Raw genomic sequence first — 17,108 nt, forward strand, 5'->3', positions numbered from 1 at the left:
GGCACAGACTGTGAGCCACTACACAGCTGCGATAAAAAAACCGTTGCCGCAAGCCTGGCGACTGGCATGCGCACTGCCGCTGCCCCTCCGTCAGCGCCAGAGGTTACTTTTATCGCCCGGTAACGAACGAACCCCGCCTGAGCGGGGTTCGTTACGATCGATGCCATCTGCAGTGTCTGCTGCGATGAGTTCTCGCAGCGCTTCAACGCCTACCCTTTATGAAACACCAGATGTCCGCCGCTGAGATCCACAGACACGGTATCGCCGGGCAGGAATTTGCCTTCGAGCAACTCCTTGGCCAGTGGATTTTCCAGTTGCTGCTGGATCGCCCGCTTCAACGGACGCGCGCCGTAAACCGGGTCGAAACCGACATTGCTCAGCAAATCCAGCGCCGCATCGCTGATCGTCAGCTGTAACTGACGCTCGCCCAGGCGTTTCTCCAGATAGCTCAACTGGAACTTCGCGATGGCGCGAATCTGGGCTTTACCCAACGGGCGGAAGACCACCAATTCATCGAGGCGATTGATGAACTCGGGGCGGAAGTGCGCTTGCACCACACCGAGCACTGACGCCTTCATCTGCATGTAATCCGCCTCGCTGTCGCCGGCCTGCTCCTGAATCAACTGCGAGCCCAGGTTGGAGGTCATGACGATGACGGTATTGCGGAAATCGACCGTACGACCCTGGCCATCGGTAAGGCGGCCGTCATCCAAGACTTGCAGCAGGATATTGAAGACATCCGGATGGGCTTTCTCGACTTCGTCGAGCAGGATCACGCTGTAGGGGCGGCGACGCACGGCCTCGGTGAGATAGCCGCCTTCTTCATAACCGACGTAGCCAGGCGGTGCTCCGATCAAGCGGCTCACCGAGTGTTTCTCCATGAACTCACTCATGTCGATGCGCACCATGGCGTCCTGGGTATCGAACAGAAACTCGGCCAGCGCTTTGCACAGTTCGGTCTTGCCTACGCCGGTAGGGCCGAGAAACAGGAACGAACCGTAAGGGCGATGGGGGTCGGAAAGCCCGGCGCGGGCGCGGCGAATGGCATCGGAAACCGCGCGCACGGCTTCGCCCTGCCCCACGACGCGATGATGCAAGGCATCTTCCATGTGCAGCAGTTTTTCACGCTCGCCTTCGAGCATCTTGCTGACCGGGATGCCGGTCCAGCGCGAAACCACTTCGGCGATTTCTTCGTCGGTGACCTTGTCTTGCAACAAGGTGAAGTCTTTCTGCTCGGCGGCCTGCGCTTCGGCCAATTGCTTCTCCAGCTCGGGCAACCTGCCGTACTGAAGCTCGCTCATCTTGGCGTAGTCTTGCTTGCGCTGGGCGGTTTCGAGTTCCACTCGCGCTTGCTCGATTTGCTCTTTCACCTTGGTCGTGCCTTGCAGCGCGGCCTTTTCGGATTTCCAGATTTCATTCAGATCAGAGAACTCGCGCTCGAGTTTCTCGATGTCGGTTTCGAGATCGGCAAGGCGCTTTTTCGATGCGTCGTCGGTTTCTTTTTTCAGCATTTCGCGCTGAATTTTCAGCTGGATCAGGCGACGCTCCAGGCGATCCAATTCCTCCGGCTTGGAGTCGATCTCCATGCGGATACGCGAGGCGGCCTCGTCCATCAGGTCGATGGCCTTATCCGGCAACTGACGGTCGGTGATGTAGCGATTGGAAAGCGTGGCGGCCGCGACAATCGCCGGGTCGGTGATCTCCACGCCGTGATGGACGGCATAGCGTTCTTTCAAGCCACGCAATATGGCGATGGTGTCTTCGACACTGGGCTCACCGACAAATACTTTTTGAAAGCGACGCTCCAGCGCGGCGTCTTTCTCGATGTATTTGCGGTACTCATCCAGAGTGGTGGCGCCAATGCAATGCAGCTCGCCGCGCGCTAGCGCGGGCTTGAGCATATTGCCGGCATCCATCGCGCCATCGGCCTTACCGGCACCGACCATGGTGTGCAGCTCGTCAATAAATAGAATGACCCGGCCTTCCTGTTTGGAAAGGTCGTTGAGCACCGCTTTCAAGCGCTCTTCAAATTCGCCACGGAATTTCGCGCCGGCGATCAACGCGCCCATGTCCAGCGCAAGCACGCGGCGATCGCGCAAGCCTTCAGGCACTTCGCCCTTGATGATGCGTTGGGCCAGGCCTTCGACAATCGCGGTTTTGCCAACGCCCGGCTCACCGATCAAAACCGGATTGTTCTTGGTACGCCGTTGCAGTACCTGGATCGTGCGACGAATTTCTTCATCACGACCGATCACCGGATCGAGCTTGCCGCTCTCGGCGCGCGAGGTGAGATCGACGCAATATTTCTCTAACGCCTGGCGCTGTTCTTCGGCGTTTTCGCTTTGCACTTTTTCGCCACCGCGCAGTTTGTCGATGGCCTCTTCCAGATGCTTTTTGCTGGCACCGGTCGCTTTCAACGCCGCGCCCAGCTCGCCCTTCTCTTCCAGCGCGGCGAGTACAAACAATTCGCTGGCGATGAATTGATCGCCGCGCTGCTGCGCCAATTTGTCGGTGAGGTTGAGTAAACGGGTCAGCTCATTACCGACATGAATATTGCCCTCTTGCCCGCTGACCCGGGGCAAGCGCTCCAGTAGTTCGGCCACTCGCTGGCGTAAGGCCGGCACATTCACCTGTGCCTGGGTCAGCAACGGCGCCGTCGAGCCACCCTGCTGATCGAGCAGCGCGGCCATCAGGTGCGCCGGCTCGAGCATGTTGTGATCGCGCCCAACCGCCAACGATTGGGCGTCGCTAAGCGCCTGTTGAAAACGCGAGGTGAGTTTGTCCATCCGCTTGGGCATGTCTCCGCTGAAAGGGGATTGGCGACGTGTCGCCACTGTGCAGGGAGATGCGGACTAGGGCCAGGGATTCAAGTTTGCCGGCGCGGCGCGGGTCAGGAACGGGGAACGGGGAACGGGGAACGGGGAACGGGGAACGGGGAACGGGGAACGGGGAACGGGGAACGGGGAACGGGGAACGGGGAACGGGGAACGGGGAACGGGGAAAAACCTAAAAAGCAGGAGCGGAAAAGCAAGGGCTAAAACAAAGAAAGATCGAAAAGAGCGCAGCACAACAATCACCCCGCGAACTCCCCGCTCCCCACCCCCCGTTCCCCGCTCTCAAGCCAACCAGATCAAACTGGCAAACCGCCCGCTGCGCGCGCCCTCGCGCCGATAGGAATAAAAACACGGGTCGGTGAAGGTATCGAAGCCGCCGCCGTAAATGTGCTTGATCCCGGCGGCACTCAAGCGGCGCTTGGCCAGGGTCGCCAGGTCGCAGCGCCAGTGCCTGGCCCGGGTAGGCTCGAAGCAGCCGGCGGCTTCGGCATCGTGGTCGACAAAGGCCTGGCGCACTTCGTCACCCACCTCGTAGGAGGCCGCGCCAATGCACGGCCCCAGCCACGCCAGCAAGCGCGAGGCAGGCGACTGCATTTGCTCGATGGTCGCTTCCAGCACCCCGGCTGCCAGCCCGCGCCAACCCGCATGGGCGGCACCGTGCCGGGCAAATGCGATACCGCCGCATCGGCTTGCGGCTCATCCGCACTGGGCAGCGGGCCGAGTTCGGCCACCGTGGTGCCATGCACCTGATGAAGCCAGCGCGGCGCCGCTGGCAGCGCCAACGCCTGTTGCAGTGCGCCGCGATTGGCGGTCACCACATCGAGTACATCGCCACTGCGCAAGCCAAGATTGAAGCGATCAAACGGCGCCGCCGACACGCCAGGGCCCATGCGGGTACTCACCGCCGCACGAACCTGCCGTGGGGCGGGCCAATCGGGGAACAGCCATGCATCGGTCATAAGCGCGCTGAAAGCAAAAGGTGAGGATCAGGGAAAGCCAATGTGGGCATAGGGTCGCAGGGCAAGCTTGCGGTTCTATTCCATCACGCGGTGCTCACTACCTTAGCAAGAGCCAACGGCGGCCCCCTCCCAGCCCCCTGCCCATCGGGGGAGGCGCTAAACCCCCATGTGCGTGAGGGAGGGGTCCGGGCCGGCGGAAAGCTCAGACACCCGGCACACCCACATGAAAACAGCCGCCTTAGTAGATATCCGGCCCATTCGCCGCCAGATCGGCCCGCAGCGCCTCGATCAGCGCCAACTGGTCAGCCGGACGTTCCGCACTGAACGACAACGGCTCATGGCTGATCGGATGCACGAAGGCCAATCGCTCGGCGTGCAGCGCCTGGCGGCGGAAACCGCGCAGGGCAGCAACCAGCTCCGGGGTTGCCCCCTTGGGCAATTTCAGGCCACCGCCGTAAAGCGGATCGCCGACCAGGGGGTGCCCGATATGCGTCATATGCACGCGAATCTGATGGGTACGACCGGTTTCCAGGCTGCATTGCAGCAGGCTGTGCCCTCGGAAGCGTTCGCGCAGGCGGTAATGGGTCACGGCGTGCTTGCCGTCTTCCTCATCACGCACCGCCTGGCGCAGGCGATCGCCCATGTGGCGGCCAATCGGCGCATCTACGGTGCCGCCGGAAACCATGGTGCCCAGCACGATGGCCTCGTACTGGCGCTCGACATCGTGACGCGACAGCATGTCGACCAGCGCCGTATGGGTCGCCAGCGTCTTGGCCACCACCATCAGCCCGGAGGTGTCCTTGTCCAGCCGGTGCACGATGCCGGCTCGCGGCAGCTCGGCCAGCTTGGCGTCGTGATGCAGCAAGGCGTTCAGCAAGGTACCGGCGGCATTGCCGGCACCGGGGTGTACCACCAGGCCGGCCGGCTTGTTCAGCACCAGCACGTAGTCGTCTTCGTGGACGATATCCAGCGCAATGGCCTCGGGAGCCAGCTCGACTTCCAGCTCCAGCTCGACCTCAAGCCGCACCTGCTCGCCGCCGCGCAGCAAATGCCGCGGCGCGGCGGGGACGCCGTCCAGGGTCACCGCCCCGGCCTTGACCCAGGCGGTAAGGCGGGAACGTGAATAGTCGGGGAACATCTCGGCCAAAGCTTGGTCGAAACGCCGACCTGCGGCCGACAGGGGAACCTCGGCCTCATGACGAATGGTGGTCATAGCGCCGAATCCCGAGTTCCGGCGCTATCGGCTATCATCCCTTTTCGATCAAACATCTGAACCCTTTCTCATGCGCGTAACTAAGCTGTCGATTCTTAAAGTGCTCATTGTGCTCGCAATCGCCGTGTCACTGAGTGCCTGCTCGATGTTCCGCCACAAGCGCGATACCGTCGACACCATGCCGGTAGACAAGCTGTACAACAACGCGCACGACTCTTTGGAAAACTCCGACTACGCGGCGGCAACCAAGGCCTACCAGCGCTTGATTGCTCGTTTCCCTTCCGGTGACTACAACGAACAGGCCCAGCTTGATCTGGCTTATTCGCAGTACAAGGACAACCAGCCGGATGACGCCTACTCGACGATCAACCGCTTCCTCAAGACCTTTCCGACCCACAAACACGCTGATTATGCCTATTACTTGCGCGGCCTGATTAATTTCGACCGCACCGGCGGCGTGATCGAGCGTTTCGTACAGCGAAACGAGGCGCAAACGCGGCGCGACCAGGGCTTCAACCTGCAGGCCTTTGACGACTTCTCCGAGTTGACCCGCCGCTACCCGGACAGCGCCTATGCGGCGGATGCCCGCCAGCGCATGATTTACCTGCGTAACCTGTTGGCCCAGTTCGAAATCAACGTGGCTGAGTTCTATCTGCGCAACAAGGCTTACGTGGCCTCGGCCAACCGCGCGCAGTACGTGATCGAACACTATCAGCAGGCTCCGCAGAGCGGCGACGCGCTGGCCATTCTGACCCGCAGCTATATCGCGTTGAACCAGAAGCCCCTGGCCGACCAGACCCGCCAGGTGCTGGCCCTGAACTACCCGAATCACCCGTACCTGACCGACGACAAGTGGCCGCACCATCCGTCCACCCTGCGCAAGCTGATCCCGTTCTCCGGGCATCACTAAGCCGCAGGCGGTCTGGAGGGCCTCGGCTTGAATCTGCCCGAGGCCTGAAAACACGGTTCATCGAAACGAAAAGGCCGGCGATCACTCGCCGGCCTTTTTCATGCCTAACTGCCTTTCGCGCCAGTGCGCCGGGGCCTGGCTACTTCCAGCCCGAGGTAATCGGGTAACGCCGCTCGCGGCCGAAAGCCCGCGTGGTTACCCGTGGGCCAGGCGCGGACTGGCGCCGCTTGAACTCGTTCAGCAAGACCAGCCGCACGACCCGGCGTACGGTCTCGGCCTGGAAGCCCTGCGCGGCGATCTCCGCCTGCGACTGTTCGGCCTCGATAAAGCGGGCCAGGATGGCATCGAGCTCGTCGTACGGCGGCAAAGAATCCTGGTCGGTCTGGTTGTCGCGCAGCTCCGCCGAGGGCGGCCGTTCGATCACCGCAGGTGGAATCACCCAGCCACCAGCGAGACCGGTTTCATTGCGCCAGCGCGAAAGCTTGTAGACCACGGTCTTGTAGACATCTTTCAATGGCGCATAGGCGCCGCACATGTCGCCGTACAAGGTGGCATAGCCCACCGCCATCTCGCTTTTGTTGCCGGTGGCCAACAACAGCCGGCCATGCTTGTTGCTGAGCGCCATCAACATCACGCCACGGGTGCGCGATTGCAGATTCTCTTCCGTGGTATCGGCCGGCTTGCCGGCAAAGGCCGGGCTAAGCGCATCGATGAAAGACTGATACGTCTGTTCGATCGAGATAACGTGGTAGTCGACGCCCAGATGCTCGGCCTGCTCACGCGCACCATCCAAGGAGAGCTGCGAGGTGTAGCGCGAAGGCATCATCACCGCAGTGACCCGATTGGGGCCGAGCGCATCGACCGCAAGCGCCAAGGTCAGCGCCGAATCGATACCGCCAGACAGGCCCAGCAACACGCCAGCAAAACCGTTCTTGTTGATGTAATCGCGAATGCCACGCACCAGGGCAGCATAGAGGATGGCCTCGGCGCAGGTATCGGTTAACTGCGGCCAGTCTTCGGCGTGCAAACGGCGGCTTGCCGGGTCGAAATTCGCCCACAGCAACAGGTCGGTAAAGGTCGGCGCGCGGGCGGCGATGCTGCCATCGCCATTGACCAGCAGCGAGCCGCCGTCATAGACCACGTCGTCTTGGCCGCCAACCAGGTTGAGATAGGCAATGGCACAACCGGTTTCTTGTGCTCGTTGGGTCAGCACGGCTTCGCGCCCGGCCTGCTTGCCGTCGTCCCAGGGCGAGGCATTGATGACGACGATCAGCTCGGCGCCTGCGGCTGCCGCGGCCGCCGCGGGCTCGGCTTCCCAGATGTCCTCGCAGACCAACAAACCGACGCAGACCCCCTCGATGATCGCGACTGCACTGGCATGGCCGGGGCGAAAGTAACGTTTGTCATCGAACACGCCGTAATTGGGCAGCGCCTGCTTGTGCGCGGTCAGCTCGATGCGCCCATGACGCAGCAAGCTGGCCGCGTTGTAGACCTCGCCCTCGCTATGCGGGTGCCCCACCAGGGCGGCAACGCCGTTGGTCTCGGCCGCCAGGGAGTTCAACTCGCTATCGCAGGCCGCCAGAAAACTGGGCCGTAGCAATAAATCTTCCGGCGGGTAGCCGCTCAAAGTGAGCTCGGGGAAGGCCACCAGCGCCGCCCCACCCGCCCGCGCCTGGGTAATCAGTTCGCGAACCTTGTTCGCATTGGCGGCAACAGCGCCCACCGCGAAATCGTATTGAGCCAGCGCCAGACGTAAGACAGCCATCGTTCGTTCTTGTAGTGGGTCGACCGGGCCTAAATGGTAGTGCATCGCGCCATAGACAAGATGGCACGATCGACTCGCGACGACTGCTGCCACGGCACTCGCCATGGCCCTGCATGAATAAGCGCCCCACCCGGCGCTGGCCTCGCGGCAGGCACACTGTTAGGGCGCGATGGTGGTCGCCGAAACCCTCAGCTCAGATCCATCGCCAAGGAGGCCTCTTTGCGCTCGCTGTACCGGTTGATCAGATAGTCGTTGCGACCGCGTAGCAATAGCGTGAACTTGATCAACTCTTCCACCACATCCACCACCCGGTCATACAGCTCGGACGGCTTCATCCGGCCATCGTCATCAAACTCTTGCCATGCCTTGGCGACCGACACCTGACTGGGGATGGCGATCATGTGCATCCAGCGCCCCAACAAACGCAGCGCATTGACCACATTGAATGATTGCGCGCCGCCGCAGACCTGCATCACCGCAAGCGCGCGGCCTTGCGTGGAACGTGCGCGGCCGGCCTCTTGCGGCAACCAGTCGATCTGATTTTTGAACACCCCGGTGACGGCGCCATGACTCTCCGGGCTGATCCACACTTGCCCTTCTGACCACTGCGACCAATCACCCAATTGCCGCACCTTGGGATGATCGGCACCGACACTGTCCAGCAAGGGCAAGTCATGGGGATCGAACAAACGTGTCTGCGCGCCCAGACAACGCAACACCCGCTCCACCTCTAACGCCAGTTTCCGACTGTACGACTGGTGCCGTAATGAACCGTACAAAATCAGGATACGCGGCGGATGACTAGCCCCCGTCGATAGTCCGAGCTTGTATCGATCGGGCCGATCGACGGCTCGCACAGCGACGTTGGGCAAGTCATGAAAGCTCATGAGCGCGACGATCTCGCTGACTAGAGTGCGCTGGCGTAGGCGTCAAGCGGCTGCCGATGCGCAGGCTGTTTCACGGTAAATGCGGGTATGACCTGCTCGGCAAAACGGCGCATCGAGGCCAGCACCTTGCCCTGCGGCATCGAGCCAAACCAGAAGCTGGCACTGAAGTAGTCGCAGCCCAAGCCGCTGCGGATGCGCTCGATCTGCCGAATACATTGGTCGGCCGTACCGATGACCAGATAATCATCGAGCAGGATGTCGGTCGACAATTCGTTGGGCAGCGGTGTGGCGGCCACGACGCCATCGGCAACACTGGCAAAGTCATGACGCAGGCCAATGGATGCGCGGCCGTTCCAGCGCGCATGTTCCACCGCGGCCAACGCATCGGCCTCGTTTTCGGCTACGTAGACCAGTCGCTGGGTACCGACGCGCAAATGGGCCAATTGCGGGGCGAGATCGGGGTAGTTCTTGCGCACATCGGTGAGCTTGGAGATCGGCTCCAGCACGCCGGTAAACAGATTCATGCCCTGGGTCACGGCATGCTCGACCGATTCGCGCACGGTCGAATTGACGACCAGCCAGAACGGCGCGCGCGGCTGTAACGGCTGTGGATACAGCCGGGTCGAGGGAATATGAAAAACCTCGCCCTGATATTCGAACGTGGGCTGGTGCATAGCCAGCTTGATGACGTCGATCGCCTCGTTGTAGCGCTCGACGTCACCGCCCTTGACCATGCCAAAGCGATCGTACTGATATTGCTGATAGCCTTTGCCGAGGCCCACCTCGACGCGGCCGCCGCTGAGTACGTCGATCATCGCCAGCTCTTCGGCGACGATGAGCGGATGATGCAAGGGCACCGGGATGATGGCCGGCCCCAGGCGAATCTGCTTTGTCTTTGCGGCGATATGCGACAACAGCATCAACGGACGCGAGATGTACGCGTAGTTGGTGAAGTGATGCTCGGCCAGCCACAAATGACTGAAACCCAGGTCGTCTGCCGTCTGGGCGATTTCGATTCCACGTGCATAGATCTCAGCCGCAGGCTTGGGAACCGGCGAAGGCATGGTCATGAAAATGCCAAATTGCATGAGCAGATCCTAGGTGACAAAAGGGAGCGTCGAAGCAAACTTTGCCGCCGGAATCTAGCGTGGCGATTTACATAGAAACGTGAAGGCGACTGATCGCGCGATCAGCAGCGCAAACCCTTTCGAGCAGGCGCAAAAAGAAGGGGCCGCAAATGGCGGCCCCTTCGATTAGATCCAACAGCGATCACTACAAAGCGATGATTTACTTCGCCGTGAACGACTTCAGGTGGATTTATTTTTGGCTCGATTACTTCATCAACTTGGCGAGTGTCTTGCCCAGATCGGCAGGCGACTTCACCGTGGTGACGCCAGCTTTTTCCAGCGCGGCAAACTTTGCTGCCGCGGTGCCCTTACCGCCGGAGATGATCGCGCCGGCATGACCCATGCGCTTGCCCGGAGGAGCCGAAGCACCGGCGATGAACGAGACCACCGGCTTCTTGACGTATTCGCTGATGAACTCAGCGGCGTCTTCCTCGGCGCTGCCACCGATTTCGCCGACCATGATGATGCCTTCGGTCTGCGGATCGTCCTGGAACAGCTTGAGGCAGTCGATGAAGCTCAGGCCGTTGATCGGGTCACCACCGATACCGATGCAGGTGGACTGGCCCAGGCCTTCGTTGGTGGTCTGGAACACAGCTTCATAGGTCAGCGTGCCCGAACGCGACACGATACCGACCTTACCCGGCTTGTGGATGTGACCCGGCATGATGCCGATCTTGCACTCGCCTGGGGTGATGATGCCCGGGCAATTCGGACCGATCAGCACGGTTTCCGGATGCTGCTGCAGCACGTTTTTCACGCGCAGCATGTCGAGCACCGGAATGCCTTCGGTGATCGCCACGATGACGCGGATGCCGGCATCGATCGCCTCGAGGATCGAGTCGGCGGCGAACGGCGGCGGCACGAAAATCACCGACGCATCGGCGCCCGTCTCATCGACCGCTTCGGACACGCTATTGAAGACCGGCAAGCCGATGTGCTCGCTACCGCCCTTGCCCGGGGTCACGCCACCGACGACCTTGGTGCCGTAATCGAGTGCCTGTTCGGCGTGGAAGGTGCCCTGCTGGCCGGTGAATCCCTGCACGATCACCTTGGTGTTCTTATTGACCAAAACGCTCATTCGATTGCTCCTCAGGCCTTGGCCGCAGCCACGGCTTTCTGCGCCGCGTCGTTGAGATCATCAGCCGGCGTAATCGCCAGGCCGGAGTTGGCCAGCAGTTCGCGGCCCTTCTCGACATTGGTGCCCTGCAGACGCACCACCACGGGGATCTTCAGACCCACTTCTTTCACCGCTGCGATGATGCCTTCGGCAATCAGGTCGCAACGCACGATGCCGCCGAAGATGTTGACCAGGATGGCCTTCACCTTGTCGGAGGAGAGAATCAGCTTGAACGCCTCGGTGACGCGCTCTTTGGTCGCACCGCCGCCCACGTCGAGGAAGTTGGCCGGCTCGCCGCCTGCCAGCTTGATCACGTCCATGGTGGCCATGGCCAGACCGGCGCCGTTGACCATGCAGCCGATGGTGCCGTCCATCGTGACGTAGTTGAGGTTGTGCGTGACGGCCGCGGCTTCGGCGGCGTCTTCCTGGCTCAGGTCGCGCATGGCGGCCAGGTTCGGATGACGGAATTCAGCGTTGTCGTCGGAGTTGACCTTGCCGTCGAGCGCGGCGAGGTTGCCGTCTTCGAGAATCGCCAGCGGGTTCAGCTCGACCAGGGCCAGATCCTGCTCGTTGAACAGCTTGTACAGGCCCAGCATGATCTTGGTCAGCTGACCGACCTGCTTGGCATTGAGATCCATCGCGAAACCGAGCTGACGGCACTGGTACGGCTGCAGGCCTTCGACGAAATCGATCACCACCGTGTGGATGTCTTCCGGGGTGTCTTTGGCAACCTGCTCAATATCCACGCCGCCGTGCTTGGAGGCGATGAACGAGATGGCCTTGGTGTCGCGGTCCACCAGGATCGACAAATACAGCTCTTTGGCGATGTTGGTGGCGTCGGTGACCAGCACCAAGTTCACCGGCAAGGCGCGGCCGGCAGACTGGTAGGTTTCCATGTTGGTGCCGAGCATGCCTTTGGCAGCGGCACGGACATCGTCAAGGCTGCGGCAGAACTTGACGCCGCCGGCCTTACCGCGGCCACCTGCGTGGATCTGTGCCTTGACCATCCATTGCGAACCGCCCAAATGCTTGGCGGCATCGACGGCGGCGTCGGGAGAGTTGGCGACCTTGCCCGGCGGCACGGCAATACCGTACTGCGCGAACAGCTCTTTGGCCTGGTACTCGTGGAAATTCATTCGATACCTCAGCGAACGGGGAAACTATCGACCGCACGCGGATGCAAGCGGCGTGGGCTAAGGGGGAGCGGACGGCGAAACAACGCGCTGCCGACAGTGCAATGCGTTGTTTCAGTCATGAACCTGCATAACTAAAACCGCGCAGCACGGCCCGGCATTTTCGCGGAAGCGGGTGCCGATTGAAAGGGCTGTGAAAGCGCAAAGCGCGAATCGGCGGCCGTCACCATGCCGCCTGGCCGTGGCCTTATCGGCCCTGAGTTCTATAGAAAAGAACGAGATAGCCGCCAAACCGACGGAACTGCGACAGACTTCAAGGCGTCCGTTTCCGCGACCCTTGGCCCTTCCTATACTCTGCGTCCCTTAAGACCCATGAGTGCCGAGCCAGGTGCCTAACGCCGATCCGCCCGCCTTTGTCAGCGCCCCGTCGATCATCGAACCGGTGCGTCACGAGCTGTTTTTCCTGAACTATTTCCGGCTGGTGCAGGCACTGATCTACATCGGGCTTGCCTTCATCCCGACCGCGGAATGGCCTCGACTCAATAATGTCGGCCTGGCCCATGGGGTTGCCTCGGCCTACCTGCTGCTTACGGTGCTGGCCCTGGCCTTTACCCGCCGCGCGGCGTCGCGCAGCAAGCTGATGGTCTCGGTCACCCTGGCGCTCGATATCGCCGCGGCGGTGTTGACCGTCACCGCGATACACGATGCGCGTATCGGCATCTCGATGATGCTGGTGGTAAGCCTGAGTGCGGGCGCCTTGATTCTGCCACTGCGGCTGTCGTTGTTTTTTGCCGCCCTCGCCACCCTGGGCATGCTCGGTCACTCGGCGCTGGAGCTGCCGCGAGCAGACATCGATCGGGAGTTGCTGGAATCGGGCCTGTTTGGCCTGGCCTATTTCGCCAGCACCCTGCTCTGCCATGTCTTGAACCGGCAATTGCGCGCCACCGAGGCGCTGGCTGAACAGCGCAGCATCGACCTGGCCAATTTGTCGCAGGTCAACGAGCTGATCATTCGGCGCATGAAGACCGGCGTGTTACTGGTTGATGACGCCAACCGCATCCATCAAATCAACGAGTCGGCGTGGATGCTGCTGGGCAACCCCTCCGCCGATCAACGTGACCTCGGCCAACTGGCGCCGGAATTGTCGCGCCGCCTGTATCACTGGATCACCTCGGGCAAGCTGGACGAAACCTCGACCCAGCTGGCTGACGGCGTGCCCGAGGTCGTGCCGCGCTTCGCGCGCCTGGCGCCCAACGACGACTCGCACGTGTTGATTTTTCTCGACGACACCTCGCTGGTCTCGCGCCGCGCCGAGGAACTGACGCTGAGCTCGCTGGGCCGGCTATCGGCCTCGATTGCGCATGAAATCCGCAATCCACTGGCGGCCATCCGTTATTCCGCACAGCTGCTCGCCGAATCCAACGACCTCGGCATGACCGATCAGCGCATGGTGGAAATCATCAATAACCACTGCGTGCGCCTCAACGACATCATCGAAAACATCCTGCAGCTCTCGCGGCGCGAACGTTCCCGCCCGGAGACCTTGGATCTCGGCCGCTGGGCACATGGTTTTGCCGAGGAATACCGGCAAGGCAACGACCTGGGCATCGACTCGCTGCGGGTTATCGCCAGCGAACAACCAGTGACCGCCGTGGCCGACCCACAGCAATTGCAGCAGGTGCTGTGGAACCTGGTGCAGAACGCACTGCGCTACGGCCGCCTGCCCGGTGAGCCGGCCCGCGTCATGGTGGTTGCACGGCATGGCGAGCACAACGTACCCATTATCGAAGTGATCGACCGCGGCCCCGGCATCGCGCCCAAGGTCGCCGCGCAAATCTTCGAACCGTTCTATACCACCCACGAATACGGCACCGGCCTTGGCCTGTATCTGGCTCGGCAGATGAGCGAAGCGAACCAGGGCTCGCTGGAATACGTCCGCGTCGCCGGCGGCGGCAGTTGTTTCCGGCTGATTCTGACGCCGGCGTATCGGGGCAAGGGCGCGGACGAAGCGGGCTGACGGGAACGGGGAACGGGGAACGGGGAACGGGGAACGGGGAACGGGGAACGGGGAACGGGGAACGGGGAACGGGGAACGGGGAACGGGGAAAAGCCTAAAAGCAGGAGCGGAAAAGCAAGAGCTAAAGCAAAGAAAGATCAAAAAAGATCGAAAAGAACCCAGCGCGGCAATCACCCCTCGAACTTCACGTTCCCCGTTCCCCATCCCCCGTTCCCCGCCCTAAAACTCACGTTCCCCGCACGATCAGCTCTACCGGCAATATCTCCGACCCTACGTCCTTGCCCTGGATCAGCTCCAGCACTTTACGCGCGAGCTGGCTGCCGCCGGCCTGCCAGTCTTGGCGTACCGAGCTCAGCGGTGGCAGAAAGCTCGCGGCCAGTGGCATGTCGTCGTAGCCGACCACCGCGACATCCTCGGGCACGTTGCGGCCTAGCGCGTTCAATGCACGTATCGCGCCCATCGCCAATAAGTCGCTGCAGGCGAATACGGCATCGACAGGGACCTTACGCCCGGTCAAGGAATCGATCGCGTCCATGCCGGAGGCCAGGGTGAATTCATCGCGGCGAATCAGTAACGGCTTAACCCCATGCAAGGCTAGCGCGTCGACAAAACCGTGCAGCCGCTCGAAAATCTCCGGGTGCCCGGGATTACCGATAAACACTGGGTTACGTCGACCCTGCCGGATGAAATGCTCAGCCACCGCCTCGCCACCCGCGCGGTTATCGCTGCCGACGACGACATGGTTGTCATGATCGGCCTGGGCACCCCACACCACCATCGGCAGACCCAGTTTGTCAAAGCGGCGCACCGCATCCTGATGCACACCTTGACCCAGCAAAATCAAGCCGTCGGCCGCCTGCACCGCCGCTGCTGTGGCGCCTTGCCGAGTGGTCAACAGCACGCTGTAGCCCGCCGCTGTCAGCTCTTGTGAAATACCGCCCAGCAGCATCAACGGATACGGATCGAGCATGGTGCGGTCGTGGCTTGGCTTCATCTCCACGATCACCGCGACCATATAGCTATGGCGCAGGCGCAAGTTGCGCGCGTTGAGATTGAGCTTGTAGCCATGCTCGCGTGCCAGCGTCTGCAACCGTTCGCGAGTGGCTTGATTCACCAACGGGCTATCGCTGAGTGCCCGCGAGATGGTGATTTTCGAGACCCCAGCAAGATCGGCCAGGTCAGCCATGGTCAGGCTTGCTGATGACACATCGCGCGCGCGTCGCTTAGATGGTGACGTTTTTTGACTGCGACTCAAGACTTGGCCTCGGACTGTTGGCAGGACATCACGCCGCGAAGAATTGACTCGCCGCGGCGACACGCAGTGTGTCGATTTGGACGTGAAGCGTCCAACCAAACATAAGCCCCATACGGGACGGCACCTGACGGCCCCTCTTGCAGGAAGCGTCGCGTCGGCGCGGCCAAACCCGATGGCACCACCCCAGCAGCCATGGGCGAAAACCAAAAGCCACGTGCAAGTGCATGTTATTACTGCGTTGCAGCAAATGATATCGGTATCTTGATACCGATATCATTTGCTGCCAAGCTCGCCACCCAAACCCACGAGGACCGCTGGAAGCGCATGTCGGATCATCAAAAAACTGAGTCAGTCAGCCCTGCGGCAACGCATAGCGGCAAACCGATCAATCCTTGGCGACTGACCCGTGACGGCATTGATCCGGCCGGATTCGCCCAAGACGAAAGCCTGTTTGCGCTGGCCAACGGTGCGCTGGGCGTACGTGGTGGACTGGAAGAAGGCGATAGCCCCAGCCAGGCGAGCTTTCTTGCCGGGGCCTGGGAGCGCACGCCAATCGAATACCACGAGCGCTTTCCCGGCTTTGCCAGCCATACCGATACCCGTGTCCCGGTCGCAGACGCCACCCGGATTCAACTGCGCCTGGGCCATACGCCGGTGCGATTAAGTGAAGGCGAGTGGCTGGATTTCGAGCGCGCACTGGATCTGCGCAACGGCCGCTACTGCCGAACCCTGCGTTGGCGCTCAGCCGCCGGCGCCACGCTGGAGATCATTGCCGAACGCATCGTCAGTCTGAGCGAGCCGGGCTTGCTGGCGATCCGCTATCAAGTGCGCTCGATCGACTACACCGGCCCGATTACCTTCGAATCCTCCATCAGCACCAGCCATGCCGCCGCCGAGCAAGGGCTGGACCCACGCATTGGCACGCGTATCGATGGCGGACTGGTGACTCGCGAGGCCCGCGCCGAAGAAACCCAGGCGTGGCTGCAACAGCAAACCACCCATAGCGGCATCCGCGTGTTGTGCGCGCAACACCATGCGTGGTCGCAGACGGAGCTGAGCTTTCGCGAGGCCCGGCTCGACGCCGACGGCGTCACGCAAAGCTATCGAGGCAGCCTCGCCCCAGGGCAAAGCATCACGCTGGAGAAATATGTCGCCTACGCCTGGACTCAGCCCAACGACACGCGCGACACCAGCGATCTACTCAGCTCGGCGCAAAGCAACCTGCAACATGCCGCCGAACATGGCTATGGCGCCCTGCTCCAGCAACAAGCGCAGAGATTGGATGCGCTCTGGCAAGACGCCGACCTGGCCATCGATGGCGACCCGCTGACCGAGCAGGCGCTGCGCTTCAATCTGTTCCATGTCTTTCAGTCCAGCGGCCGCGATGGTCATAGCAGCGCAGCCGCGAAGGGACTCACCGGCGAAGGCTATGAAGGGCATTATTTCTGGGACGCCGAAGCTTTCATGTTGCCGGCGCTGGTCAACGTAGCGCCGGAGCTGGCGCACGGCATGTTGCTCTACCGCTACCGCACACTGGATCGATCCCGCCGCCATGCACGCGAACTGAATCATCCGCGCGGCGCACTGTATGCGTGGCGCACCATCAGTGGCGACGAATGCTCGGCCTACTTTCCCGGCGGCTCGGCGCAGTACCACATCAATGCCGACGTGGCCTGGGCGATACGCCTGTACGTCGATGCCAGCGGCGATCATGATTTCATGCGTGAGTACGGCGCCGAAATGCTGTTCGAAACCGCGCGCATCTGGCTCGACATAGGCCATTTCAATCCGCGACGCGGCAACGCCTTCTGTATCCACGAGGTGACCGGCCCCGATGAATACTCCGCGCTGGTCGACAACAATCACTACACCAATCGCATGGCTCAACGAC

At 61.6% G+C, this 17,108-nt stretch carries 11 protein-coding genes and 1 pseudogene; 3 read left to right on the forward strand and 9 right to left on the reverse strand.

Going from position 1 to position 17,108, the window contains the following annotated elements:
• Positions 1-209 precede the first annotated feature (209 nt).
• The 3 genes and pseudogenes from clpB to rluD all read right to left on the reverse strand — a co-directional run bounded on the left by clpB (position 210) and on the right by rluD (position 5,006).
• A complete protein-coding gene (gene clpB, locus OUZ52_RS12375; RefSeq protein WP_266158702.1) occupies positions 210-2,798 on the reverse strand; it encodes an ATP-dependent chaperone ClpB in 2,589 nt (862 codons plus the stop codon).
• Between the two features lie 318 nt (positions 2,799-3,116).
• Positions 3,117-3,793 (reverse strand): annotated as a pseudogene (locus OUZ52_RS12380) (purine nucleoside phosphorylase YfiH/LACC1 family protein).
• A gap of 238 nt (positions 3,794-4,031) precedes the next feature.
• Complete coding sequence (gene rluD / locus OUZ52_RS12385; RefSeq protein ID WP_266158703.1) at positions 4,032-5,006, reverse strand: 23S rRNA pseudouridine(1911/1915/1917) synthase RluD; 975 nt, start codon at positions 5,004-5,006, stop codon at positions 4,032-4,034.
• A gap of 70 nt (positions 5,007-5,076) precedes the next feature.
• On the opposite strand from rluD, the gene OUZ52_RS12390 reads away from it, so the two are divergent.
• Positions 5,077-5,916 (forward strand): outer membrane protein assembly factor BamD, encoded by an 840-nt coding sequence (locus tag OUZ52_RS12390; protein WP_266158704.1) that lies wholly within the window; start codon positions 5,077-5,079, stop codon positions 5,914-5,916.
• 139 nt (positions 5,917-6,055) lie between these two features.
• Here OUZ52_RS12390 and OUZ52_RS12395 read toward each other — a convergent pair whose 3' ends face one another.
• The 5 genes from OUZ52_RS12395 to sucC form a co-directional block, all read right to left on the reverse strand.
• Positions 6,056-7,681, reverse strand: coding sequence for an NAD+ synthase (locus OUZ52_RS12395; RefSeq protein ID WP_266158705.1), 1,626 nt, complete (start codon positions 7,679-7,681; stop codon positions 6,056-6,058).
• Positions 7,682-7,869: 188 nt separating this feature from the next.
• On the reverse strand, positions 7,870-8,568 hold the full coding sequence (gene arsH, locus OUZ52_RS12400; protein ID WP_266158706.1) for an arsenical resistance protein ArsH: 699 nt from the start codon (positions 8,566-8,568) through the stop codon (positions 7,870-7,872).
• Positions 8,569-8,588: 20 nt separating this feature from the next.
• Positions 8,589-9,656, reverse strand: a complete 1,068-nt coding sequence (locus tag OUZ52_RS12405; RefSeq protein WP_266158707.1) for an LLM class flavin-dependent oxidoreductase — start codon at positions 9,654-9,656, stop codon at positions 8,589-8,591.
• 244 nt (positions 9,657-9,900) lie between these two features.
• Entirely contained in the window at positions 9,901-10,773 is an 873-nt protein-coding gene (gene sucD, locus OUZ52_RS12410) for a succinate--CoA ligase subunit alpha (protein ID WP_266158708.1), read from the reverse strand.
• 11 nt (positions 10,774-10,784) lie between these two features.
• On the reverse strand, positions 10,785-11,948 hold the full coding sequence (gene sucC, locus OUZ52_RS12415; protein ID WP_266158709.1) for an ADP-forming succinate--CoA ligase subunit beta: 1,164 nt from the start codon (positions 11,946-11,948) through the stop codon (positions 10,785-10,787).
• A 385-nt stretch (positions 11,949-12,333) separates the two neighbouring features.
• Between sucC and OUZ52_RS12420 the strand changes: the two genes are divergently transcribed.
• Positions 12,334-13,962: a sensor histidine kinase gene (locus tag OUZ52_RS12420; protein WP_266158710.1), complete on the forward strand. Its 1,629-nt coding sequence runs from the start codon at positions 12,334-12,336 to the stop codon at positions 13,960-13,962.
• 226 nt (positions 13,963-14,188) lie between these two features.
• Here the strand turns inward: OUZ52_RS12420 and OUZ52_RS12425 are convergent, their stop codons facing one another.
• Entirely contained in the window at positions 14,189-15,148 is a 960-nt protein-coding gene (locus OUZ52_RS12425; protein ID WP_266158712.1) for a LacI family DNA-binding transcriptional regulator, read from the reverse strand.
• Between the two features lie 393 nt (positions 15,149-15,541).
• Here OUZ52_RS12425 and OUZ52_RS12430 point away from each other — a divergent pair.
• A partial coding sequence (locus OUZ52_RS12430) for a glycoside hydrolase family 65 protein (protein ID WP_484489064.1) occupies positions 15,542-17,108 on the forward strand: 1,567 nt, incomplete at its 3' end.

This window comes from Dyella silvatica, assembly GCF_026283955.1.
GTDB classification, from domain to species: Bacteria; Pseudomonadota; Gammaproteobacteria; order Xanthomonadales; family Rhodanobacteraceae; genus Dyella_C; species Dyella_C silvatica.

Excerpts from the sequence above, each read along its gene's own strand:
- clpB (WP_266158702.1), bottom strand. The coding sequence starts at position 2,798 with ATGCCCAAGCGGATGGACAAACTCACCTCGCGTTTTCAACAGGCGCTT.
- rluD (WP_266158703.1), bottom strand. The coding sequence starts at position 5,006 with ATGACCACCATTCGTCATGAGGCCGAGGTTCCCCTGTCGGCCGCAGGT.
- OUZ52_RS12390 (WP_266158704.1), top strand. The coding sequence starts at position 5,077 with ATGCGCGTAACTAAGCTGTCGATTCTTAAAGTGCTCATTGTGCTCGCA.
- OUZ52_RS12395 (WP_266158705.1), bottom strand. The coding sequence starts at position 7,681 with ATGGCTGTCTTACGTCTGGCGCTGGCTCAATACGATTTCGCGGTGGGC.
- arsH (WP_266158706.1), bottom strand. The coding sequence starts at position 8,568 with ATGAGCTTTCATGACTTGCCCAACGTCGCTGTGCGAGCCGTCGATCGG.
- OUZ52_RS12405 (WP_266158707.1), bottom strand. The coding sequence starts at position 9,656 with ATGCAATTTGGCATTTTCATGACCATGCCTTCGCCGGTTCCCAAGCCT.
- sucD (WP_266158708.1), bottom strand. The coding sequence starts at position 10,773 with ATGAGCGTTTTGGTCAATAAGAACACCAAGGTGATCGTGCAGGGATTC.
- sucC (WP_266158709.1), bottom strand. The coding sequence starts at position 11,948 with ATGAATTTCCACGAGTACCAGGCCAAAGAGCTGTTCGCGCAGTACGGT.
- OUZ52_RS12425 (WP_266158712.1), bottom strand. The coding sequence starts at position 15,148 with ATGGCTGACCTGGCCGATCTTGCTGGGGTCTCGAAAATCACCATCTCG.